Source organism: Nocardia thailandica NBRC 100428, from assembly GCF_000308795.1.
Lineage (GTDB): Bacteria > Actinomycetota > Actinomycetes > Mycobacteriales > Mycobacteriaceae > Nocardia > Nocardia thailandica.
The window spans coordinates 22,962-46,000 of the sequence record NZ_BAGK01000142.1; the positions used below are offsets into that span (position 1 = coordinate 22,962).

At 71.7% G+C, this 23,039-nt stretch carries 21 protein-coding genes; 10 read left to right on the forward strand and 11 right to left on the reverse strand.

Annotated features, from left to right (window positions below; genetic code table 11):
* Nucleotides 1-8: 8 nt before the first annotated feature.
* Nucleotides 9-977, forward strand: coding sequence for a COX15/CtaA family protein (locus tag ON36_RS15600; protein WP_043653355.1), 969 nt, complete (start codon nt 9-11; stop codon nt 975-977).
* Nucleotides 978-1,084: 107 nt separating this feature from the next.
* Here the strand turns inward: ON36_RS15600 and ON36_RS15605 are convergent, their stop codons facing one another.
* A complete protein-coding gene (locus ON36_RS15605; RefSeq protein WP_043653357.1) occupies nt 1,085-1,450 on the reverse strand; it encodes a hypothetical protein in 366 nt (121 codons plus the stop codon).
* A gap of 77 nt (nt 1,451-1,527) precedes the next feature.
* Between ON36_RS15605 and ON36_RS15610 the strand changes: the two genes are divergently transcribed.
* On the forward strand, nt 1,528-2,493 hold the full coding sequence (locus tag ON36_RS15610) for a quinone oxidoreductase family protein (protein WP_043653360.1): 966 nt from the start codon (nt 1,528-1,530) through the stop codon (nt 2,491-2,493).
* Between the two features lie 78 nt (nt 2,494-2,571).
* Here ON36_RS15610 and ON36_RS15615 read toward each other — a convergent pair whose 3' ends face one another.
* The gene (locus ON36_RS15615; protein WP_043653435.1) at nt 2,572-3,174 is read right to left on the reverse strand and encodes a TetR/AcrR family transcriptional regulator; all 603 of its coding nucleotides are present in this window, start codon (nt 3,172-3,174) and stop codon (nt 2,572-2,574) included.
* 85 nt (nt 3,175-3,259) lie between these two features.
* On the opposite strand from ON36_RS15615, the gene ON36_RS15620 reads away from it, so the two are divergent.
* Entirely contained in the window at nt 3,260-4,810 is a 1,551-nt protein-coding gene (locus ON36_RS15620) for an FAD-dependent monooxygenase (RefSeq protein WP_043653363.1), read from the forward strand.
* A 72-nt stretch (nt 4,811-4,882) separates the two neighbouring features.
* Here the strand turns inward: ON36_RS15620 and ON36_RS15625 are convergent, their stop codons facing one another.
* Nucleotides 4,883-5,875, reverse strand: coding sequence for a heme o synthase (locus tag ON36_RS15625; RefSeq protein WP_043653366.1), 993 nt, complete (start codon nt 5,873-5,875; stop codon nt 4,883-4,885).
* Nucleotides 5,876-6,295: 420 nt separating this feature from the next.
* Here ON36_RS15625 and tkt point away from each other — a divergent pair, with 420 nt between their 5' ends.
* The 7 genes from tkt (at nt 6,296) to ON36_RS15660 (ending at nt 16,942) form a co-directional block, all read left to right on the forward strand.
* A complete protein-coding gene (gene tkt / locus ON36_RS15630; protein ID WP_043653369.1) occupies nt 6,296-8,437 on the forward strand; it encodes a transketolase in 2,142 nt (713 codons plus the stop codon).
* A gap of 4 nt (nt 8,438-8,441) precedes the next feature.
* Nucleotides 8,442-9,572: a transaldolase gene (tal, locus tag ON36_RS15635; protein WP_043653371.1), complete on the forward strand. Its 1,131-nt coding sequence runs from the start codon at nt 8,442-8,444 to the stop codon at nt 9,570-9,572.
* 4 nt (nt 9,573-9,576) lie between these two features.
* Nucleotides 9,577-11,148, forward strand: a complete 1,572-nt coding sequence (gene zwf / locus ON36_RS15640) for a glucose-6-phosphate dehydrogenase (protein WP_043653373.1) — start codon at nt 9,577-9,579, stop codon at nt 11,146-11,148.
* On the forward strand, nt 11,145-12,053 hold the full coding sequence (gene opcA, locus ON36_RS15645) for a glucose-6-phosphate dehydrogenase assembly protein OpcA (RefSeq protein ID WP_043653437.1): 909 nt from the start codon (nt 11,145-11,147) through the stop codon (nt 12,051-12,053). Before zwf ends, opcA begins: the two co-directional genes overlap by 4 nt.
* Nucleotides 12,046-12,825, forward strand: coding sequence for a 6-phosphogluconolactonase (pgl, locus tag ON36_RS15650; protein ID WP_043653376.1), 780 nt, complete (start codon nt 12,046-12,048; stop codon nt 12,823-12,825). The genes opcA and pgl overlap by 8 nt, the downstream gene beginning before the upstream one ends.
* A 145-nt stretch (nt 12,826-12,970) precedes the next feature.
* Nucleotides 12,971-14,446, forward strand: a complete 1,476-nt coding sequence (locus tag ON36_RS15655; RefSeq protein ID WP_043653378.1) for a sugar porter family MFS transporter — start codon at nt 12,971-12,973, stop codon at nt 14,444-14,446.
* A 333-nt stretch (nt 14,447-14,779) separates the two neighbouring features.
* Nucleotides 14,780-16,942, forward strand: a complete 2,163-nt coding sequence (locus ON36_RS15660; protein ID WP_043653380.1) for a thiamine pyrophosphate-dependent enzyme — start codon at nt 14,780-14,782, stop codon at nt 16,940-16,942.
* 59 nt (nt 16,943-17,001) lie between these two features.
* Here ON36_RS15660 and ON36_RS32765 read toward each other — a convergent pair whose 3' ends face one another.
* From ON36_RS32765 to secG, 8 genes are all read right to left on the reverse strand, one after another.
* Nucleotides 17,002-17,571 carry a hypothetical protein gene (locus ON36_RS32765; protein WP_157224885.1) on the reverse strand — a complete coding sequence of 190 codons (570 nt, stop codon included), beginning with the start codon at nt 17,569-17,571 and terminating at the stop codon, nt 17,002-17,004.
* A gap of 61 nt (nt 17,572-17,632) precedes the next feature.
* Nucleotides 17,633-18,610 (reverse strand): glycine betaine ABC transporter substrate-binding protein, encoded by a 978-nt coding sequence (locus tag ON36_RS15670; protein WP_043653383.1) that lies wholly within the window; start codon nt 18,608-18,610, stop codon nt 17,633-17,635.
* Nucleotides 18,607-19,344 carry an ABC transporter permease gene (locus ON36_RS15675; RefSeq protein ID WP_043653386.1) on the reverse strand — a complete coding sequence of 246 codons (738 nt, stop codon included), beginning with the start codon at nt 19,342-19,344 and terminating at the stop codon, nt 18,607-18,609. The genes ON36_RS15670 and ON36_RS15675 overlap by 4 nt, the downstream gene beginning before the upstream one ends.
* On the reverse strand, nt 19,341-20,585 hold the full coding sequence (locus ON36_RS15680) for an ATP-binding cassette domain-containing protein (RefSeq protein WP_043653389.1): 1,245 nt from the start codon (nt 20,583-20,585) through the stop codon (nt 19,341-19,343). Before ON36_RS15680 ends, ON36_RS15675 begins: the two co-directional genes overlap by 4 nt.
* Nucleotides 20,582-21,226, reverse strand: coding sequence for an ABC transporter permease (locus ON36_RS15685; protein WP_043653391.1), 645 nt, complete (start codon nt 21,224-21,226; stop codon nt 20,582-20,584). The genes ON36_RS15680 and ON36_RS15685 overlap by 4 nt, the downstream gene beginning before the upstream one ends.
* Before the next feature lie 126 nt (nt 21,227-21,352).
* A complete protein-coding gene (locus ON36_RS15690) occupies nt 21,353-22,285 on the reverse strand; it encodes a TauD/TfdA dioxygenase family protein (RefSeq protein ID WP_043653393.1) in 933 nt (310 codons plus the stop codon).
* Nucleotides 22,286-22,381: 96 nt separating this feature from the next.
* Nucleotides 22,382-22,693 carry a hypothetical protein gene (locus ON36_RS15695; protein WP_043653394.1) on the reverse strand — a complete coding sequence of 104 codons (312 nt, stop codon included), beginning with the start codon at nt 22,691-22,693 and terminating at the stop codon, nt 22,382-22,384.
* A gap of 78 nt (nt 22,694-22,771) precedes the next feature.
* Nucleotides 22,772-23,005, reverse strand: a complete 234-nt coding sequence (gene secG / locus ON36_RS15700) for a preprotein translocase subunit SecG (protein ID WP_043653443.1) — start codon at nt 23,003-23,005, stop codon at nt 22,772-22,774.
* Nucleotides 23,006-23,039: the final 34 nt, after the last annotated feature.

The window sequence follows — 23,039 nt, forward strand, 5'->3', positions numbered from 1 at the left end:
TCGCAGGCGTGCTGTATCGCGCCTTCCTGCGACTCGTCGACACGCTGCCCCTGCCCTCCCTGCGGGTCCAGCGGCTGATCGCGCTCGCGGTGATCCTGAGCCAGGCCGGCATCTCGGTGACCGGCGCGGTCGTGCGCGTCACCGCCTCCGGGCTCGGCTGCCCGACCTGGCCGCAGTGCTTCCCCGGCAGCTTCACCCCCGTCGGGGTGTCGGAGGTGCCGGTGATCCATCAGACCGTCGAGTTCGGCAACCGCCTGCTCACCTTCGCCGTCACCCTGTGCGCGGCGCTGATCGTGCTCGCCGTGACCCGTGCGCGGCGCCGCCGCGAGGTCCTCGTCTACGCCTGGCTGATGCCCGGCGGCACCGTCGTGCAGGCGGTCATCGGCGGCATCACCGTGCGCACCGGGCTGCTCTGGTGGACGGTCGCGGTGCACCTGCTCGCCTCGATGGTCATGGTGTGGCTGGCGGCGGTGCTCTACAGCAGGATCGGCGAACCCGACGACGGGATCGCGGTCGCCCAGGTCCCCGCGCCCCTGCGCTGGCTGACCGCGCTGAGCGGCGTCGCGCTGGCCGGTGTCCTCATCGCGGGCACGCTGGTGACCGGCGCCGGACCGCACGCGGGCGACAAGAGCATCGACCGCCCGGTCGCCCGCCTCGAGGTCGAGATCGTCACGCTGGTCCACCTGCACGCGCAGCTGCTCGTCGGCTATCTGGCGCTGCTGATCGGCCTGGCCTTCGGCCTGTTCGCCGTCGGCATCACCCCGGCCATCCGCAAGCGCCTGTTCTGGGTGCTCGGCCTCGTCGTCGCCCAGGCGCTGGTCGGCGTCGTGCAGTACTTCACCGATGTCCCCGCCGCCCTGGTCGCCGTGCACGTCGGTGGCGCGGCCGCCTGCACCGCCGCGACCGCCCTGCTGTGGGCTTCGCTGCGGGTACGCGAGAAGGTGGCCACGCCCGCGGTCTCCCCGCAGCTCGCCTGAGTACCGCCGACCGGCGCGTCCGGTCGCGGCGCACGTCCGGCGGCGTGTGCCCGGAAACGAAGCGAGCCCGCGATCATCTGGTGATCGCGGGCTCGAGGCGGTGATCCTCAGGAACCGAGGATGCTCGCGTTGCGCGCCTTGGGGAACCGCTTCTGGTGCGCGACCCAGCCGGCCATCTTCTTCCAGTGGGTCGGCATGACCGGGGTGACCACCGAGACCAGCTCGCGGTTCCACTCCTCGGTCTCGGTCACGCCGTCGATCGACTCGACCAGGGCCTTGGCGGTGGCGAGGTCGTCGACGACCCGGTCGCCGAGGATGCCGTCGGCGCCGACGAGGGTGACGCGCACGCCGATCCGGCCGATGGGCTGCAGGACGGCGGTCGCGGTGCCGCCGTGGTCGGCGACGAACTTCTTGACCGAGGCGGCGATGCCGGAAGGCACCTGCACTGCGGCCGGGGCGGCGGTTGCACTCATGGGGTCAGTTTACTGTCCGGTATTTTCGCGTCCACCCCCGAGTGGCCGATCTCGCAGGGGGTGTAGAAAGAGAATCCATGCGCGCCATTGAGGTTTCCGAGCACGGTGGTCCCGAGGTCCTGCGGTACACCGAGGTGCCCGATCCCGCGATCGGTCCCTCCCAGCTGCTGGTCGAGACCGCGGCGATCGGCGTCAACTTCATCGACACCTACCTCCGCACCGGCACCTACCCGCAGGACACCCCGTACGTGCCGGGTTCCGAGGGCACCGGCACGGTCGCCGCGCTCGGCGCCGACGTCACCGGGTTCCGGGTCGGCGACCGGGTGGCCTGGGCGGCCGCGCCGGGCAGTTACGCGGAGAAGGTCGCCGTGGACGCCGCCGTCGCGATCCCGGTGCCGGACGCGGTGCCCGACGAGGTCGCCGCGGCCGCGCTGCTGCAGGGCATGACCGCGCACTACCTGGTCGAATCCATCTACCGGCCCGAGCCCGGCGACGCCGTGCTGGTGCACGCGGGCGCGGGCGGGGTCGGCCTGCTGCTGACCCAGATGGCCGCCGCGAAGGGCGCCCGGGTGATCACCACCGTCTCCACCGACGAGAAGGAGCGGCTGTCCCGCGAGGCGGGCGCCGCCGAGGTCCTGCGCTACGGCGACGACCTGGCCGCCCGGGTGCGCGAGCTCACCGACGGCGTCGGCGTGGCCGCGGTCTACGACGGCGTCGGGCGGGCCACCTTCGACGCGAGCCTGGACTCCCTCCGTATCCGCGGGACCCTCGCGCTCTTCGGCGGCGCCAGCGGACCGGTGCCCCCGTTCGATCCGCAGCGCCTCAACCGCGGCGGCTCGCTGTTCCTCACCCGCCCGACGCTGGTCCACTACACCCGCGACCGCGACGAACTGCTGTGGCGCGCGACCGACGTGTTCACCGGCCTGGCGGACGGCACGCTGCGCCTGCGGGTCGGCGCGACCTATCCGCTGGCCGACGCCGCCCGGGCCCACACCGATCTGGAGGCGCGGCAGACGACGGGCTCGATCGTCCTGCTGCCCTGATCGCGGCCGCGGCGGGCGCCCGTGCCGCCGCGGCGAGTTCGCCCGTCCGCGGCGAGTTCGCCCGTCCGCGGCGGGTCCTCAGTAGTCGCGGCCGGTGAGTCCCCGGTAGACGAACCGGGTCAACCCCTCGATCGCCTGCTCGTCGGTCAGCGCGACCCCGCCGTCGCCGACCACCCGCAGCATGGCCTCCACGGTCGCGAAGGCCATGGCGAGGCTGGCGTCGACCGTGCTCGGCAGCCGAAGGCCGCGTTCGGCGAAGCCGTCGACGTGGTCGGCGATCTCGGCGCGCTGCTGGGTGGCGAACGCGCGCACGGCGGCCGCGAAGTCCGCGTTCACCAGCGCCGCCTGGTCGACCGCGTGCAGCACCGGGGCGTGCGCGCGTCCGAAGCGCCAGTGGCCCGCGATGTGATAACGCACGCCCTCGGGATCGGCGAAGTCCGGATTGTGTTCGGGCGCTTCGGCATACGCGTCGCCCTCGCCCTCCAGATCGCGCAGCAGCGCCTGGAGCAGCTCTTCCTTGCTCGCGAAATGGTTGTAGAACGAGCCGGCCGAGCGGCCCGCGGCGGCGGTGATGTCGGTGATCTTGGTGTTCAGATAGCCCCGCTCGGCGAAGACGCGCCGCGCCGCGTCCTTGAGCGCCTGCTCGGTCTCCGCCGCCTTCTCCCGACGCCCGGTCGCCACCGGCACCACCTCCTTGACAGGAAACCGTACCAAGCACGAGACTGAATCCAGATTCAGTGAATGTTAATTCAGTTTTGGAGGAATCGTGTCCCACCAGGTACTCGTCGCCGGCGCCGGACCCACCGGCCTCACCCTGGCCCTCGACCTCGCCCGCCGGGGTGTCGCGGTGCGGATCGTCGACCGCGCGACCGCCTACTTCGCCGGCTCGCGCGGCGACGGTATCCAGCCACGCACGCTGGAGGTCTTCGACGATCTCGGGGTGCTCGGCCGGGTGCTGGCCGAGGGGCGGACCGCGCCGGTCATGCGCGCCTACTTCGCGGGCGAGTTCGCCGGCGAGCGGCGGATGAGCGAACCCGTCGATCCGACTCCCGATGTGCCGCAGCCGAATCCGTGGGTGCTCGGCCAGTCGCGGACCGAGGCGGCACTGCGGGACCGGCTCGCCGGGTTCGGGGTGCGGCCCGAACTCGGCACCGCCGTCACCGCGGTCGCGCAGGACACGGCCGGGGTCACGGCGACCCTGAGCCGCGACGGCGCGCACGAGACCGTCCGCGTGGACTACCTGGTCGGGGCCGACGGCGGCGCGAGCACCGTGCGCAAGCGGCTCGGCATCCCGTTCGAGGGCCGCACCGACGAGAGCGTCCGCATGCTCCTCGGCGACGTACGCGCCGACGGACTCGACCACGAGTTCGGCTACTGGTTCGCCGCCGATCCCGACCGGCCCATGGACGGGATCGCCCTCACGCCCCTCCCGGGTGGACGCCACTTCCAGTTCGCCGCACCGTTCGACGCCGACACCGACAGCGGCGCCCACCCCACCCTCGACGACCTGCAGCAGCGCCTGAACCGGCACGCGGGCCGCACCGACCTGGCCCTGTCCGAGCTGACCTGGATCACCGTGTGGCGCCCCAACATCCGCCTCGCGGCCCGCTTCCGCGACGGCCGGGTGTTCCTCGCGGGCGACGCCGCACACGTCCACCCGCCGACCGGCGGGCAGGGCCTCAACACCGGCATCCAGGACGCCTACAACCTGGGCTGGAAGCTGGCCGCCGCGCTGCACGGCGACCCCGCGCCCCTCGACACCTACGAACCCGAACGCCGCGCCGTCGCCGCCCGGGTCCTCGGCCTGAGCACGGAACTGCTGGACAGGCTGGTCGACGGCGCCGCCGACGCCCTCGAACGCGGGCCCGAGACCCGCCAGCTCGACATCAGCTACCGCTCCCCCGCCGACGCGGGCGCGCTGGTCGCGGGTGATCGCGCACCCGACGCCCCGCTCCTGGACGAGCGGGGCCGCGGCGTCCGGCTCTTCGACCTGTTCCGCGGGCCGCACGCCACCCTGCTGGTCTTCGGCGGGACCGGGTCGCCGAACGGAACCGGCCCGGCCGGACCCGTTCCCCGACCGGGCGCGGCGTTCGCGCCCTCGCACCGGGCCCGGACCGCAGGCCTCCCGGCGGCCGCGGACCACGACGCGGGCACCGGCCGGACCGGGGAGGTCCGGGTGGTGCGGGTCGTGCGCCCCGGCGGTCCGGCGACCGGCGCGTACGTCGACGCCGAGGGCCACGCCTTCACCGCCTACGCGGCCGAGGACGGCACCCGGATCCTGATCCGCCCCGACGGCCATCTCGCGTCCCGCTCCTGAGCGCGCACCCGCCGCCGGAAACAGCGAACGGCCGGGCGATGTCGTCGCCCGGCCGTTCGAGGACGCGACGTCCTACAGCCCGAAGAAGCTGCCCACCGTGTCCCAGCCCAGCACCGAGTCCACCGCAAGGCCGCAGAACACCACGGCCAGGTAGTTGTTGGACTGCAGGAACAGCCGCAGCGGCTTGACCGATTCCCCGCGCCGGACCCCGGCGTAGAGCTGGTGGGCCATGAGCAGGAACCAGGCGCCCGCGACCAGGGCGACCGCGGCGTAGATCACGCCGGTGCCGGGCACCAGTGCCAGGGTGGCCAGCACGGTGAGCCAGGTGTAGACCACGATCTGCTTGGTGACGGCCCGCTCGGTGGCGACCACCGGCAGCATCGGCACGCCGGCCGCGCGGTAGTCCTCCTTGTAGCGCATGGCCAGCGCCCAGGTGTGCGGCGGCGTCCAGAAGAAGATGACCAGGAACAGCACGATGGCCTGCCAGCCGATGGTGCCGGTCACCGCGGACCAGCCGACCAGGGCGGGCATGCACCCGGCCGCGCCGCCCCAGACCACGTTCTGCGAGGTGCGGCGCTTGAGGCCCTTGGTGTAGACGAAGACGTAGAACAGGATCGTGGCCACGACCAGCACGCCGGAGAGCAGGTTGGCCTGCCACCACAGCCACGCGAAGGAGATGACGCCCAGCGCGACGCCGAAGACGAACGCGTGCGAGGTGGGCACCGCGTCGCGGGCCAGCGGGCGGCGGGCGGTCCGCTTCATCACCTTGTCGATGTCGGCGTCGGCCACGCAGTTGAGCGTGTTGGCGCTGGCGGCGCCCATCCAGCCGCCGAACAGGGTGACCAGGATCAGGCGGAGGTCGACGTGGCCGCGATCGGCCAGCAGCATCGTCGGGATCGTCGCGACGAGCAGCAGCTCGATGACGCGCGGCTTGGTCAGCGCGATGTAGGCCAGCGGGCGGCGCAGGACGCGGGCGACGGGCCCGGTGCCGGTGAACCGGTCCGCGAGTGCCGTCGACGAGCCCCCGTGCGCATCGCTACTGCCCGGCTGGTGACCGATCCGCACTGTTTCTCCTCGCACGCTGTGCTTCACATCCGACATTGGATCCAGCAGCGCGCGGCTGCGGCGCGGCCACTACTACAGACGATGGTAGACCGTGGCCGACCCGCCCCCGACCAGGACCCCCGGAGCGTGGGCGCGGTCACGCCGCCCCCACGGCGGTGAATCGCGCCTTGCGGCCGGGTGAACGGCGCGGCACGCCCGGGGCCGCCGCGGCACGCCGTGGGGCGGCGCGAGGCGGGTCCACGGCCGCGGATCGCGCACTAGACTCACTACCAGGGTTCGCGCGCACCCACGGTTCCGGCACCCTTAGGGTAGTCGGAGTACTCGGTACGCTTCCCGGGCTGCGGACGATCCGCCGGTATCGATCCGTCCTCGCCGCGGCCACCCCTCGTCGACGAAACCAAGGTCAGGAGAACCACGGTCGTGTCAGTCTCAGACGACATTCGCGCCCTCACCCAGCGGAACTACCCCGGCGACTGGACGGACCTGGACACCAAGGCCGTCGACACCGCCCGCGTGCTGGCCGCCGACGCGGTGCAGAAGGCGGGCAACGGTCACCCGGGCACCGCGATGAGCCTGGCGCCGGTCGCCTACACCCTCTTCCAGCGCGCGATGCGCCACGACCCGGCCGACGCGCGCTGGGTCGGCCGCGACCGGTTCGTGCTGTCCTGCGGTCACTCCAGCCTGACCCTCTACATCCAGCTCTACCTCGCCGGTTTCGGCCTCGAGCTCACCGATCTCGAGCAGCTGCGCCAGTGGGGCTCGCTGACCCCGGGTCACCCGGAGTTCCGCCACACCGACGGCGTCGAGATCACCACCGGCCCGCTGGGCCAGGGCCTGGCCTCGGCGGTCGGCATGGCGATGGCCGCGCGCCGCGAGCGCGGCCTGTTCGACCCGGAGGCGGCCGAGGGCACGAGCCCGTTCGACCACTTCATCTACGTCATCGCCTCCGACGGCGACCTCGAGGAGGGCGTGACCTCCGAGGCGTCGTCGATCGCGGGCACCCAGCAGCTGGGCAACCTGGTCGTCTTCTACGACTCGAACGAGATCTCGATCGAGGACGACACCCGCATCGCCTTCACCGAGGACGTCGCCGCCCGCTACGAGGCCTACGGCTGGCACGTGCAGACCGTGCAGGGCGGCGAGGACGTGGTGGCGATCGAGGCCGCGATCGAGGCGGCCAAGGCCGTCACCGACAAGCCCTCGATCATCGTGCTGCGCACCATCATCGGCTTCCCGGCCCCCAACAAGATGAACACCGGCGGCGTGCACGGCGCGGCGCTGGGCGGCGACGAGGTCGCCGCGGTGAAGAAGGCGCTCGGCTTCGACCCGGAGAAGTCCTTCGACGTCGACCCGGCGGTCATCGAGCACACCCGCGGCGCGCTGGCCCGCGGCGCCGAGGCGAAGGCGGCCTGGCAGCGGGACTTCGACGCCTGGGCCGCCGCCAACCCGGAGCGCAAGGCCCTGTTCGACCGCCTGCAGACCCGGTCGCTGCCCGAGGGCTGGACCGGCGCGCTGCCGACCTTCGAGGTCGACCCCAAGGGCGTGTCCACCCGCAAGGCCTCCGGCAAGGTGCTGGCGGGCCTGGCCGACGTGCTGCCCGAGCTGTGGGGCGGTTCGGCCGACCTGGCCGAGTCCAACAACACCACCATGCCGGGTCAGCCGTCCTTCGGCCCCGAGTCGATCACCACCGGCACCTGGAAGGCCCAGCCCTACGGCCGGACCCTGCACTTCGGCATCCGCGAGCACGCGATGGGCTCGATCCTCAACGGCATCGCACTGCACGGCCCGACCCGTCCCTACGGCGGCACCTTCCTGGTGTTCTCCGACTACATGCGCCCGGCCGTGCGGCTGGCCGCGCTCATGCGCGTGCCCGCCATCTACGTCTGGACCCACGACTCCATCGGTCTCGGCGAGGACGGCCCGACCCACCAGCCGATCGAGCACCTGGCCGCCCTGCGCGCCATCCCGGGCCTGAACGTGGTCCGCCCGGCCGACGCCAACGAGACCGCCTACGCCTGGCGCACCGTGCTCGAGCGCGACTCCGACGAGCACACCTCCAAGTTCCACACCTACGATCCCGCCCATCAGGACGGCCCGTCCGCGCTGGCGCTGACCCGCCAGGACGTGCCGGTGCTCGAGGGCACCAGCTTCGACGGTGTCCGCAAGGGCGCCTACGTGCTGGCCGAGGCGTCCTCGGGCACCCCGCAGGTGATCATCCTGGCCACCGGCTCGGAGGTGCAGCTGGCGGTGTCCGCGCGCGAGACCCTCGAGGCGCAGGGTGTGGCCACCCGCGTCGTGTCGGTGCCGTGCGTGGAGTGGTTCGACGCCCAGGACCAGTCCTACCGCAACGAGGTCCTGCCGCCGTCGGTGCGCGCCCGCGTGGTGGTCGAGGCCGGCATCGCGATGCCGTGGCACCGTTTCCTCGGTGACGCGGGCGAGGCCGTGACCATCGAGCACTTCGGCGCCTCCGCCGACTTCAAGACCCTGTTCCGTGAGTTCGGCATCACCGCCGATGCCGTCGTCGCGGCCGCCCAGCGTTCGCTCGACAAGGTGAAGGGGTAGACCCATGGCACAGAACGAGAATCTCGCCGCACTGTCGGCCGCGGGGGTCTCGGTGTGGCTCGACGACCTGTCCAGGGAGCGGATCAAGTCCGGCAATCTCGCCGACCTGGTCGCCACCCGCAGCGTCGTCGGCGTCACCACGAACCCGACGATCTTCCAGGGCGCCCTGAGCAAGGGCCACGCCTACGACGAGCAGGTGGCCGCGCTGGCCGCCCAGGGCGCGGACGCCGACGCGGCGATCCGCACCATCACCACCGACGACGTGCGCGCCGCGTGCGACGTGCTCGCCCCGGTGTTCGACGCCTCGGGCGGTGTGGACGGCCGGGTCTCGATCGAGGTCGATCCGCGCCTGGCCTTCGACGCCGACGCCACGGTCGCCCAGGCGGTCGAGCTGTGGAAGATCGTCGACCGCCCGAATCTGTTCATCAAGATCCCGGCGACCGAGGCGGGCCTGCCGGCCATCACCGCCGTGATCGCCGAGGGCATCAGCGTCAACGTCACCCTGATCTTCTCGGTGCAGCGCTACCGCGCGGTCATGGGCGCCTACCTCGACGGCCTGCGCAACGCGCGGATCGGCGGGCACGACCTGGCCAAGATCCACTCCGTCGCGTCGTTCTTCGTCTCCCGCGTGGACACCGAGATCGACGCCCGGCTCGAGCAGATCGGCACGCCGGAGGCGCTGGCGCTGCGCGGCAAGGCGGGCGTGGCCAACGCGCACCTGGCCTACGCGGAGTACCAGGACGTCTTCGACGGCGGCGCGCACACCAGCACCTACAACCACCTGGCCTCCGCGGGCGCCAACCGGCAGCGGCCGCTGTGGGCGTCGACGGGGGTGAAGAACCCCGACTACTCCGACACGCTCTACATCACCGAGCTGGTCGCGCCGAACACGGTCAACACCCTGCCGGAGAAGACCCTCGAGGCCTTCGCCGACCACGGTGAGCTGCGCGGCGAGACCGCGGTCGGGCAGTCGGCCGCGGCGGCGCAGGTCTTCGCCGACCTGGCCGCGGTCGGCATCGACCTCGACGACGTGTTCGCCAAGCTCGAGCGCGAGGGCGTCGACAAGTTCGAGGTGTCCTGGGGTGAGCTGATCGAGGCCACCACCGCGGCGCTGACCTCGGCCGGAGGCAACTGAGCTGATGGCCGCTTCGGCATCGGCGCGGTCCGCGGGGAACTGGCGCAACCCCCTGCGCGACGAGCGCGACAAGCGGGTCCCGTTCATCGCGGGACCGTGCAGCATGGTGATCTTCGGTGTGACCGGTGATCTGTCCCGCAAGAAGCTGATGCCGGCCATCTACGACCTGGCGAACCAGGGGTTGCTGCCCCCTGGTTTCGCCCTGGTCGGGTTCGCCCGGCGCGACTACGCGGACGAGGACTTCGCCCAGGTCGTCCTCGAGGCGGTGCGGCAGCACGCGCGCACCCCCTTCCGCCAGGAGGTCTGGGACCACCTGGCGGAGGGGATCCGCTTCGTGCAGGGCAGTTTCGACGACGACGCCGCCTTCGCCACGCTGGCCGCCACCCTGGCCCAGCTCGACACCGAGCGCGGCACGGGCGGCAATCACGCCTTCTATCTGTCGATCCCGCCGAACATGTTCCCGGTGGTGCTCGATCAGCTCTCCGAGCACAAGCTGGCCCAGCCCGCCGGGCGCGACGCCGACGGCCGGATCCCGTGGCGGCGGGTGGTCATCGAGAAGCCGTTCGGTCACGACCTGGACAGCGCCAAGGAGCTCAACGCCCTGGTGAACCGGGTCTTCCCCGAGGAGACGGTCTTCCGCATCGACCACTACCTCGGCAAGGAGACGGTGCAGAACATCCTGGCGCTGCGCTTCGCCAACGAGCTCTACGAGCCGATCTGGAACGCCAACTACGTCGACCACGTCCAGATCACCATGGCCGAGGACATCGGCCTCGGCGGCCGGGCGGGCTACTACGACGGCATCGGCGCCGCCCGCGACGTCATCCAGAACCACCTGCTGCAGCTGCTGGCGCTCACCGCCATGGAGGAGCCGATCTCCTTCGAGCCCAAGCAGTTGCAGACCGAGAAGATCAAGGTGCTGGCCGCGACCAAGCTGGTCGAGCCGCTCGACGAGACCACCGCGCGCGGTCAGTACACCGAGGGCTGGCAGGGCAGCGAGCAGGTGGTCGGGCTGCTCCAGGAGGAGGGTTTCGACCCGCAGTCGCGCACCGAGACCTACGCCGCGATCACCCTGCACGTGGAGACCCGGCGCTGGGCCGGTGTGCCGTTCTACCTGCGCACCGGCAAGCGCCTCGGCCGCCGCGTCACCGAGATCGCGGTCGTGTTCAAGCGCGCGCCGCACCTGCCGTTCGACCAGACCATGACCGAGGAACTCGGGCAGAACGCGCTGGTCATCCGGGTGCAGCCGGACGAGGGCATCACCATGCGCTTCGGCTCCAAGGTGCCCGGCTCGGGCATGGAGGTCCGCGACGTGAACATGGACTTCAGCTACGGCGAGGCGTTCACCGAGTCCTCCCCCGAGGCCTACGAGCGCCTGATCCTGGACGTCCTCCTCGGCGTCCCCTCGCTGTTCCCCGTGAACGCCGAGGTCGAATTGTCCTGGGAGATACTGGATCCCGTGCTCGCCCACTGGGCCGAGCACGGCAAACCCGAACCCTACGAGTCGGGCACCTGGGGTCCCGACTCGGCCGAGGCGATGCTCGCGCGCAGCGGGCGGGAATGGCGGCGGCCGTGATCATCGACATGCCCGGCACCACCACCGGCGAGGTCGCCAAGCGCATGGTCGAGCTGCGCGAGAGCAACGGCGTCATCACGATGGGCCGGGTGCTCACCCTGGTCGTGTGCACGCTGGACTCGTCGGAGGCCGAGGACGCCATCGACGCCGCCACCGAGGCCAGCCGCGAGCATCCCTGCCGCGTCATCGTGCTGGCGCGCGGTGACCGCGAGGCCGAGACCCGCCTCGACGCCCAGATCCGGGTCGGCGGGGACGCGGGCGCCGCGGAGGTCATCGTGCTGCGCCTGCAGGGGCAGCTGATCTCGCACGAGAGCAGCGTGGTCACCCCGTTCCTGCTGCCCGACACCCCCGTGGTGGCGTGGTGGCCGCGTGGCGCCCCGGAGTTCCCGTCCAAGGACTCCGTCGGCAGGCTGGCCATCCGCCGCATCACCGACGCGACCTTCGCGCCGGACCCCCTCGCGACGATCAGGAAGCGCCGCGACTCCTACGCCCCGGGCGACACCGATCTGGCGTGGAGCCGGATCACCTACTGGCGGGCCCTGCTCGCCGCCGCCTTGGACGAACCGCCGTTCGAGAAGGTCGATTCGGTGACCGTGTCGGGCCTGGTCACCGAGCCCGCCCTCGACGTGCTGGCCGGCTGGCTCGCCGACCGGCTCGGTTGTCCCGTGGTCCGCCGCGTCGGCGAACTGCGGGTGGAGGTGCATCGCGCCTCGGATTCGATCGCCATCACCCGTCCGCAGCTCGGCCGGACCGCCACGCTGACCCGCACCGGTGACCCGGATCAGCGGATCGCGCTGGCGCGCCGGGAAACTCGCGACTGCCTCGCCGAGGAACTGCGCCGGCTCGACGCCGACGAGATCTACGCCGAGGCCCTCGCCGGAATCGAGAAGGTGACCTATGAGTGAGCACATCGATCCCCACACCGACCTCGGCGAGGAGTTCCCCGCCAACGAGGTCGAGGTCCACGACGACCGCGATCAGGTGGCCGATGCCGCCGCCGCCCGGTTCGTCGAGGTCCTGGTGGCCGCCCAGGCCGCCAACGGCTCGGCCTCGGTCGTGCTGACCGGCGGCAGCGACGGCATCCGCCTGCTCGAGCGGGTCCGCAAGGACTCCGGCGACCTGGACTGGTCGCGGCTCGACGTGTTCTGGGGCGACGAGCGTTTCGTGCCCGCCGACTCCCCCGACCGCAACGAGGGCCAGGCCCGCGAGGCGTTGCTGGACCACGTGCCGCTCGACCCCGCCCGGGTGTTCCCCATGGCGCCCAGCGACGGACCGTACGCGACGCCCGAGGAGGCCGCGGCCGCCTACTCCGAGATCGTGCACCGGCACCTGGCCGAGCACGGGTCCTTCGACCTGCAGTTCCTGGGCATGGGCCCCGAGGGCCACATGAACTCGCTGTTCCCGCACACCGATCACGTGCGCGAGCAGACCGAATACGTCGTCGCTGTGCGGGATTGCCCGAAGCCGCCGCCCACCCGCGTCTCGGGCACCCTGCCGCTGGTGCACCGCGCCCGCCACGTCGTGCTCGTGGTCACGGGCGAGGGCAAGGCGGCCGCGGTGGCCGCCGCCCTCAACGGCGCCTCCCCCGACGATGTCCCGGCCGCGGGCGCCACCGGCTCGGAGTCGACCACCTGGATCGTCGACGACGGCGCCGCCGCGGACCTGCTCGACGACTGATCCGCCCCGGCGGCGGCGCGGTGGACGGGATCGGCGCGGATTCGCGTCCGTGTCCTCCCCGGGTTTGCCTGCACCGCCGGGGATACTGCGATCCGAACCATGCGATTCGCGTGACGTCGTTCACGCCGCGGAGAGGATGAGGCAGATGCACGACGGACGCTCTTCCACCGAACCACCCGCGGCGCCGGAGGACGGTGACACCACCGGACCCGTCGTCCGGATCGCGGCCGTCGCCGCGCTCGGCGGCCTGCTGTTCGGCTTCGACAGCGCGGTCATCAACGGCGCCGTCTCCTCCATCCAGGACCGCTTCGACATCGCCGACACCACACTGGGTTTCGCGGTCGCCTCGGCCCTGCTCGGCGCGGCGGCTGGCGCGATGACCGCGGGCCGCATCGCCGACCGGATCGGGCGGCTCAAGGTCATGCAGATCGCGGCGGTGCTGTTCTTCGCCAGCGCGCTGATCACCGGATTCGCGCCCGGCATCGTGGAACTGGTGCTCGGGCGCGTGATCGGCGGCCTCGGCGTGGGTATCGCCTCGGTCATCGCGCCCGCCTACATCGCCGAGACCTCCCCCGCCCGGATCCGCGGCAGGCTTGGCTCGCTGCAGCAGCTGGCGATCGTGCTCGGCATCTTCCTCGCCCTGCTGGTGGACTACCTGCTGGCCGAGATCGCCGGCGGCGCGAGCGAGGACCTGTGGTTCGGGCTCGAGGCCTGGCGCTGGATGTTCCTGTCGATGACAGTTCCCGCCCTGGTGTACGGCGTGCTTGCCTCGACGATCCCGGAGTCGCCGCGCTACCTGGTCGCCACCCAGAACATCCCCGAGGCCCGCAAGGTCCTGACGCTGCTGTTCGGCGAGAAGAACCTGGATCTGACGATCGGCCGCATCCAGCACAGCCTCGAGGGCGAGGCCAAGCCGTCGTGGCGCGACCTGCGCAAGCCCGGCGGCGGGATCTACCCGATCGTGTGGGTCGGCCTGCTGCTCTCGGTGTTCCAGCAGGCCGTCGGCATCAACGTGATCTTCTACTACTCCAACATCCTGTGGGAGGCCGTCGGTTTCGAGGAGTCGCAGTCCTTCCAGATCAGCGTGTTCACCTCGGTGGTCAACATCGCGACCACGATCGTGGCGATCCTGCTGATCGACCGGATCGGCCGGAAACCGCTGCTGCTCATCGGTTCGATCGGCATGACCGTCACGCTGGCCACCATGGCGATCTGCTTCGGGACCGCCTCCCAGGTCCCCGACGCCGACGGGGTGCCGCAGCCGGAGCTGACCGGCGCGAGCGGGCCCATCGCCCTGGTCGCGGCGAACCTGTTCGTCATCTTCTTCGGCATGAGCTGGGGCCCGGTGGTGTGGGTGCTGCTGGGCGAGATGTTCCCCAACCGCATCCGCGGCGCCGCGCTGTCGCTGGCCGCGGCGGGTCAGTGGGCGGCCAACTGGGCGATCACCGTGTCCTTCCCGAGCCTGAAGTCGTTCTCCCTCGGCTTCGCCTACGGCATGTACGCGGCCTTCGCCCTGCTGTCGCTGCTGTTCGTCGGCCGGTTCGTCCACGAGACCAAGGGCATGACCCTCGAGGACATGGACGACGCCACCGGCGTCGGAAGGCCCGCCCCGAACGCCTGATCCCTCGCCGCACCGTGCCGTCCTGCCGCTCGCCCGGGCAGGGCGGCACTGTCGTTTCCCGGCCCGGTGGGGACCGGCCGGGAAGAAGATGCCGTGAGTGCAGGAAATCCGGCCGGAATGGGTACGTAGAACGGCGATTCCGGCGTGTCTACCCACGACGCGCCGAATGCTGTGCGTCGGGTGACCTGCGTTTTCCCCGCGTAGTCTAGGTGCCGACGGGAGGCGCCCCGGGATAAGCCCGCTCGAACCGTGGTCGCGGTACCTGTCTTTCGGCGTTTCCGTGCCGTGAATGCGGATACGCCGGTTCCGGCCTGTGGGAGGAGGTGATCCGGGATGACGAGTGTGGACCTCGACGCATGGTTCCGTGTGGCGCTGGAACGCCTACGGCCCGGCGCGCCGGCCGAGGACCCCGACATCGGGGCCGAGCTGGTGTGGGAACTGTTCGAATCCCAGGTCACCAGCAGGCATCTGGACCTGGCCGCCCGCAGGCTGGGTGCGGCCGGGCGGGGCTTCTACAGCATCGGTTCCGCAGGCCACGAGGGGAACGCGGCGGTCGCCGCGGCGCTGCGGTCCGACGATCCCGCGCTGCTGCACTACCGCTCGGGGGCGTTCTTCGTGCAGCGGTGCGCGCGGATCTCGGGGCAGGACCCCATCCGTTCGGTGCTGCGCGGGGTGGTGGCGGCCTCGACGGACCCGATCTCCGGTGGGCGGCACAAGGTTTTCGGCAGCGCCGCCGCGGCGATCATCCCGCAGACCTCCACCATCGCCTCCCAGCTGCCGCGCGCGGTGGGGCTGGCCTTCGCCCTCGACCGGGCCGCGCGGCTCGGCACGTCCTCGCCGTGGCCCGCCGACGCGGTGGTGGTGTGCAGCTTCGGGGACGCCTCGGCCAACCACTCCACCGCGACGGGGGCGATCAACGCCGCCCTGCACGCCGCGCACCAGGGGGTGCCGATGCCGGTGCTGTTCGTCTGCGAGGACAACGGCATCGGGATCAGCGTGCCGACCCCGCCGAGCTGGATCGCCCGCGCCTACGGCACCCGGCCCGGCCTGGCCTACTTCCACGCCGACGGCGCCGACCTGCCCGGCGCCCTGCGCACCGCCCGCCGCGCCGCCGACCTGGCGCGGGCGTCCCGCGCGCCGGTGTTCCTGCACCTGCGCACCGTGCGGCTGGGCGGCCACGCCGGCTCCGACGTCGAATCCGCCTACCGCACACCGGCGTCGGTGTCGGCCGACCTGGAGCGCGATCCCCTGCTCGGCACCGCCCGCTACCTGGTTGCCCGCGGCATCGCCGACCCGCCCGCGCTGCTGGACGTGTACAGCCGCGTCGGTGCCCGGGTGGCGACGGTGGCCGACCAGGTGCTGGCCGAGCCGCGGCTCGGCTCGGCCGCGGAGGTGACCGCGCCGCTGGCGCCCTACCATCCCGGCAGCATCGCCGACGACGTGCGCCGCAGCAGCCTGCGCGGGCGCACCGAGGCGCCGCAGCCGCCGCCCGCGGGCCCGCTCACGCTGGCGCAGGCGATCAACACCACCCTCGCCGATCTCCTCGACCGCAATCCCGACGTGCTGGTCTTCGGCGAGGACGTGGGCCGCAAGGGCGGGGTGTACGGCGTCACCAAGGGGCTGCGCGCCCGGTTCGGCCCGCGCCGGGTCTTCGACACGCTGCTCGACGAACAGACCGTCCTCGGCACCGCGCTGGGCACCGCCCTTGCCGGATTCGTCCCGATCCCCGAGATCCAGTACCTGGCCTACCTGCACAACGCGGCCGATCAGGTGCGCGGGGAGGCGGCGACCCTGTCGTTCTTCTCCAACGGCGCCTACCGCAACCCGATGGTCGTCCGCATCGCCGGCCTGGCCTACCAGAAGGGTTTCGGCGGCCACTTCCACAACGACAACTCCGTGGCCGCGCTGCGCGACATCCCCGGACTGATCCTGGCCGCCCCCGCCCGCGCCGACGACGCCGCCGCCATGCTGCGCACCTGCGTCTCGGCGGCCCGCACGGACGGCCGGGTGTGCGTGTTCCTCGAACCGATCGCGCTGTACCACACCCGTGACGTCTATCCCGGCGACGAATCCTGGCTCGCCGCGCCGACGTCCGAGCACGTCCCGATCGGCCGCGCCCGCCTCTACGGCGAGGGCGCCGACCTGACCATCGTCACCTTCGGCAACGGGGTGCCGATGAGCCTGCGCGCGGTCAACCAGCTCGCCGACCACGGCATCGCCGCCCGCGTGCTCGACCTGCGCTGGCTCGCCCCGCTGCCCGCCGAGGACCTGCTCTACCACGCCCGCGCCACCGGCGCCGTCCTCGTGGCCGACGAGACCCGCCGCACCGGCGGCGTGTCGGAGTCGGTGTTCACCGCGCTCATCGACGCCGGATACCACGGGCGGCTGGCGCGGGTCACCAGCGAGGACTCCTTCGTCCCGCTCGGCCCCGCCGCCGACACCGTCCTGCTCACCGAGGACGCCGTCGTCGCGGCCGCCCGCTCCCTGCTCGCCTGACCGGTCGCGGTCGCTCCCCCGATTCCCTGCCCCGGCGATCTCCGTGCCACGGACGGGAATCAGCAGTCCGAGAACTCGTACCAGGGGCCGTCCATCGGCGTGTAGATCCGCCCCTCGACGCCGAACGCGGCGCAGGAGACCGGCTCGCCACTGGGCACGAAGGCCCGCCCGCTCGGCTCGCGGAAGCTGTGCTCGGGCAGGTAGAACACGCAACCGCCCTCGATCCGTTCGACGCGGGACACCAGATAGACGCCGACCAGATGATCGTCGGCACGGCCGTGGCAGGTGACCGCGGCGGCCTCGAGCCGCGGCCGGGTCAGCCACCAGCCGAGGTCGTAGGCCGCCCCGCTGATCACCAGGCCGGCCGAGACCAGGACGCACGCGGGCGCCACCAGGCCCGATCGCCAACGCCGGTACCGGATCACGCCGACCAGCACCCATGCCGACCACACGATCCCGCCGGCGAGCAGCAGCAGGACCAGCGCCCCGTACAGCATCAGGTTGACGCTGCTCAGCCCCAGCCAGAGCAGCGCCAGGCTCCACAGCGCGGCGCCACCGGCGAGGAACCGGCCGGTCCACATCCAGCCGGGGGACGCCTCGCGCCCCGGCGCCATTCCCCCGGTCGTCATGCCTCCGAACGTAATCGGTGTGCCACCGTCGCGCACGGGGCCCGCCGGTCCGGCCGGGCGGTCAGGTGATCAGGCCCTCGGCGCGCAGCCAGTCGTAGGCCACGTCGGAGGGGTCCTCGCCGTCGATGTCGACGCGGCCGTTGAGTTCCTGCATGAGGTCGTCGGTGAGCCGTTCGGAGATGGTGCCGAGCAGTCCGCGCAACTGGGGGTAGCGGTCGATGATCTCGCCGCGGACGACGGCGGTGCCGCTGTAGGGCAGGAAGAACTCGCGGTCGTCGGCGAGGACGACGAGGTTCAGGTTCTTCACCCGGCCGTCGGTGGTGTAGATCATGCCGAAGTTGCAGGGCTCGCCCTTGGCGGTGGCGGTGTAGACGACGCCGGCGTCCATGCGGGTGACGTTGCCCGCCGGGACACCGGCCGGGTCGTTGTAGGGGATGCCGTACTTCTGCAGCATGGGCAGGAAACCGTCGGAGCGGCTGAAGAACTCGTCGTCGACGCAGAAGGTGCGGTCGGCGACCGGCAGCGCCGCGACCTGCGACAGGGTCCGCACGTTCAGGCGCTCGGCGGTCGGGGTGGAGGCGCCGAAGGCGTAGGTGTCGTTGAAGTTGGCCGGGGGCAGCCATTCCAGGTCGTGGTCGGTCTTCTCCACGTCGTGGACCCGCTGCCAGAGTTCCTGCGGATCGGAGATGACCTCGGTCTGCCCGTGATAGGTGACCCAGCCGGTGCCGGTGTACTCCCACAGGATGTCGGCGTCGCCGTTGAGCTGGGCCTGCCGGGAGGAGGCCGAGCCGGGGGCGCCGGTGAGGTCGGTGACCGAGGCGCCCGCGGCCGCCAGATAGGTGGCGGTGATCTTGCCGAGCAGCACGCCCTCGGTGAAGCTCTTGGACGTGACGACGAGTGCGGCGCCGTCGAGGGGCTTCTCGCCGCCCGGCAGGCTCGCGTCGTGGAAGGTGCCCGAGGAACTGACCAGCCCGCACCCGGCGAGCAGGGCGGCCGCGGCGGTCAGGACGCAGGCCAGCCGGAGCCGGGCCGTTCTCATGAGACACCTCGCGGGGTCGCGGCCAGTTCGACGAGCCGGCCGAGCCAGTCGATGATCAGGGCGAGCAACCCGACCAGGATCGCGCCGGACACCAGCAGTTTCGGCAGGAACAGGGTGACGCCGGTGGTGATCAGGGTGCCGAGGCTGGTGGCGCCGATGAAGGTGCTCAGGGTGGCGGTGCCGACCAGGATGACCAGCGCGGTGCGCACCCCGTTGAGGATGACCGGCACCGCCAGCGGCAGCTCCACCTGCACCAGCGTGCGCGCGGCCGAATAGCCGATGCCGCGCGAGGCTTCGATGACGCGGTGATCGACCTGCCGCAGCCCGACGATGGTGTTCTGCAGGATCGGCAGCACCGCGTACACGACCAGGCCGATCACCGCGGTGCGGAAGCCGGTGCCGAGCCAGAAGGTGAACAGCACCAGCAACCCGACCGCGGGCGCGGCCTGGCCGATGTTGGCGATGTTGACCGCGACGGGCTCCAGCCGCTGCAGGCCCGGCCGGGTGAGCGCGATGCCGAGCGGGATGGCGACCACCACGACGATCACGGTCGCCACCACGGTCAGCTCGATGTGGGAGAGGATGGTGGTGCGCAGGTTGTCCCAGCCGAGGGACGCCTGCTCGGTGGCGGTGAAGGTGGCCTGCCGATACCACAGCAGATAGCCGATCCCGATGACGAGGATGATCAGCGGCTCGAACCAGACATCGATCGGCACCCGGCGCGCGCGGCTCATGACGGCTCGGCCGTTCGGGGTTCCTCGGCGGCCACCACCGGGGTCGGGGTCGTGTCGGATCCGTCGACGTAGGTCTCGTAGGATGCGGCGGCCGAATCGGCCTGCCCCTCGGCCAGTTTGGCCTGGATCAGGTCGGTCACCGAGCGGATGCCCAGCGAGCCGACGACCCGGCCGCGGCCGTCGGTGACCAGGGTCGCGCCCTGGCTGGCGGCGAGCATGGCGTCGAGAGCGTCGTTGAGCGTGGAGGATTCGGCGACCACGGGCAGCCGGCGGTCCAGGTAGTCCGAGATCTCGGGCTTGGTGCCGACCTCGGTCAGCGAGGGCCACGACCGCGGGCGTCCCGCGTCGTCGACGACCACGATCCAGGTGTGCCCGGCGGCCTTCGCGCGCCGGATCACCGCGGACGCGGACTCGCCGATGCGGGCGGTGGTCACCGGGTCGTAGTCCACGTCGCGCACCCGGGACACGGTCAGGTAGGCCAGTTTCGCGCCCGACCCGACGAACTCCTCCACGAACGGCGTCGCCGGGTCGGTGAGGATCTCCTCCGGCGTCGCGTACTGCTCGATGTGGCCGCCCTCGGACAGGATGAGCACCTTGTCGCCGAGCTTGGTGGCCTCCTCGAAATCGTGGGTGACGATGACGATGGTCTTGCGCAGTTCGTGCTGGATGGCGATCAGGCTGTCCTGCAGGCGGACCCGGGTGATGGGGTCGACCGCGCCGAAGGGCTCGTCCATGAGCAGCACCGGCGGGTCGGCGGCAAGGGCCCGCGCCACGCCGACGCGCTGCTGCTGGCCGCCGGACATGTCCTTGGGCAGGCGGTCGGCGAAGGTGGCGGCGTCCAGCCCGACCAGGTCGAGCAGGTAGTCGGTGCGCTCGGCGATGCGCTGCTTGTCCCAGCCGAGCACGCGCGGGATGGCGCCGATGTTCTTCGACACCGACCAGTGCGGGAACAGGCCGCCGGACTGGATGACGTATCCGATGGACTGGCGCAGCTTGTCGGGGTCCTCCCGGGTGACATCGCGTCCGCCGATGAGGATACGGCCCTCGGTCGGCTCGATGAGCCGGTTGATCATCTTCAGCGTGGTGGTCTTGCCGCAGCCGGACGGGCCGACGAAGGCCACGATCTGTCCCGCCTCGATCTCGAGGTCGAGCCGCTCCACGGCGGGCCGCGACTGGCCTTTGTAGCGTTTGACGACCGAGTCCAGCTCGATCGACGCCCCGGTGATCACATCAGCGGTCATGACAGTCCCTTGGCAATGGTGAGGCGTCCCAGCAGGACGAGCAGCGCGTCGAACACGAGCGCGACCGCGACGATGAGCAGTGTTCCGGTGAGCGCCATCTCGAGCGCGTTCGCGCCGCCCAGCCGGGACAGCCCGTTGAAGATCAGCGACCCGAGCCCGGGTCCGAGCACGTAGGCGACGATGGCGGCGACGCCGACGATCATCTGCGTGGAGACCCGGATGCCGGTCAGGATGACCGGCCAGGCGATGGGCAGCTCCACGGTGAGCAGGATGCGCCAGCGCGAGAACCCGATCCCCTCGGCCGATTCCACGACCGAGGCGGGCACCGAGCGCAGGCCGACGATGGCGTTGCCGATGACCGGCAGCGCCGCGAAGAACGTCAGCATGATGAACGAGGGCACCACCCCGAGCCCGAACGGCACCAGCAGCAGGGCGAGCAGCGCCAGCGACGGGATGGTCAGCGCGACCCGGCTCGAGGTCAGGGTCAGGGCCGAGCCGAGCGGCAGGCGGTAGACCGCGACGGCGATCAGGACCGCGATGACGGTGCCGACGAGGACCGTCTGGAAGGCGAGCGAGGCGTGCTGATAGGTGAGGAACGCCAGGACGTCTCCCCGGCCCTGGATGTAGCTCCACAGATTCACGGGTTTCCCGTCGTCGGGCGCGGATCCCCGGGCATGCCGGGCCCGCGCATGGTCACCGGACGCGCGTCGCGCAAGAGTAGTCCATGCCGGCGCCTCGCCGCGGGCACTGCGCCGCGGATCCGCGTGTCACGCGGCGCGCCGTCCGCCGGTCGCGTAGGCGCCCGCGTCACCGGCGATCACCGTGCTCGTCGCCCCGTCGACGCCGACCGGCACCGGCCCGGCCAGGGTGATACGGGTGAGCCTGCGGTGCTCGCGGCCGTCGTAGTCGTCGACGGCGTAGTGCTGGGTGGCGCGGTTGTCCCAGATGGCGACGTCGCCGAGGGACCAGTCCCAGCGGGTGGTGTGTTCGAGGCGGGTGATCCGGTCCTGGAAGAGCCGGAACAGCGCGCGCGACTCGCTGGTCGAGACACCGACGATCTCCTTGACGAAGCAGCCGAGCAACAGGGCCTTCTCCCCCGTCTGCGGGTGCACCTCGACGACGGGGTGTTCGGTCTCGAAGTAGCTGGACTCGAACTCGCGGCGGTAGGCGCGGGCGAGGTCGTCGGGGGTGTCCTCGATGTCGGCGGCGTAGTCGTAGCGGTTGGAGTGCCGGGCGCGCAGGCCCTCGGCCAGCTGCCGCAGCGGCGCGGGCAGCGCCGCGTAGGCGGCGACGGTCGAGGCCCAGGTGGTCGAGCCGCCGTAGCTGGGCAGCGCCTCGGTGCGCAGGATCGAGGCGGCGGGGACGCGGTCGACGAAGGTGACGTCGGTGTGCCAGACGTTGGAGCGGGTCTGGTGCGAGTCGATGGCCAGGCTCTTGGCGCCGGCCGAGGTGACCGTCGGATGCGGGGTGGTCGGGGTGCCGAGCAGTTCGGCGAACGCGTACTGGCCGTCCTCGGTGAGGTGGTGCTGCCCGCGGAAGAAGATCACCTTGTGCTCGGCCAGGGCCGCGCGGATCGCGGCGACGGTGGCCCGGTCCAGGTCGCCGCCGAGCCGGACGCCGTCGATCCGGGCGCCGATGTGCGCGCCGAGGCGCACCACCTGGATCGCGGTGTCGCCTTCTGGTGCCTCGTGGAGGGACATGCGTGGCCTTTCGCTCGAACCGGACTGCTCGGTTCGACGAAACCACTCGCGGGGCGGGCCGGGCCAGCATTCGCCTCGCGGTGAGCGAAACCCCGCTCACCGCTCCCGGACACGGGCCGACAGGTCCGGCCACGGCGGACGGCGCAGCAGCGCCAGGGTCGCCAGCGTGGCGGCGACCAGGCCGATGAACTCACCGAGCAGCGCGACCCGGGTGCTGTCGACCGCCGCGGACCACCGCGGCACACCGTCGCGGATCACGAAGAGCCCCAGCGGCTTCACGCGTCCGAACAGCCCGACCCGGCTGACGGTGATCACCGTCGACCCGTCGGGGGTCGTGTGCGGTTCGCCGTAGACCAGCGCCGGATCGGGCGCCTGCCACGGCGGTGCGGGACGGTCGGGCAGCGGCATGCGGACACCCCTTCTCCTCGGTGGGACCCACCCTACGGGTGGCCGGGACGAAGGGGTGTCGGATCGCCGGGCGCGCGATCAGGCGAACTTGATCTCCAGGCCGATGCCGAGGATCGAGATCAGCCAGATCAGACCGGTGAAGACGGTGAGGCGGTCGAGGTTCTTCTCGACGACGGTGGAGCCCGACAGGCTCGACTGCACACCGCCACCGAACAGGCTGGACAGACCTCCACCCTTGGCGCGGTGCAGCAGCACCAGCAGCACCAGCAGCACGCTGGTGATGATCAGGAGGATATCCAGGAACATCCGCATGCCGACCATCCTATGGGGTCGGGGGCGCCCGGGC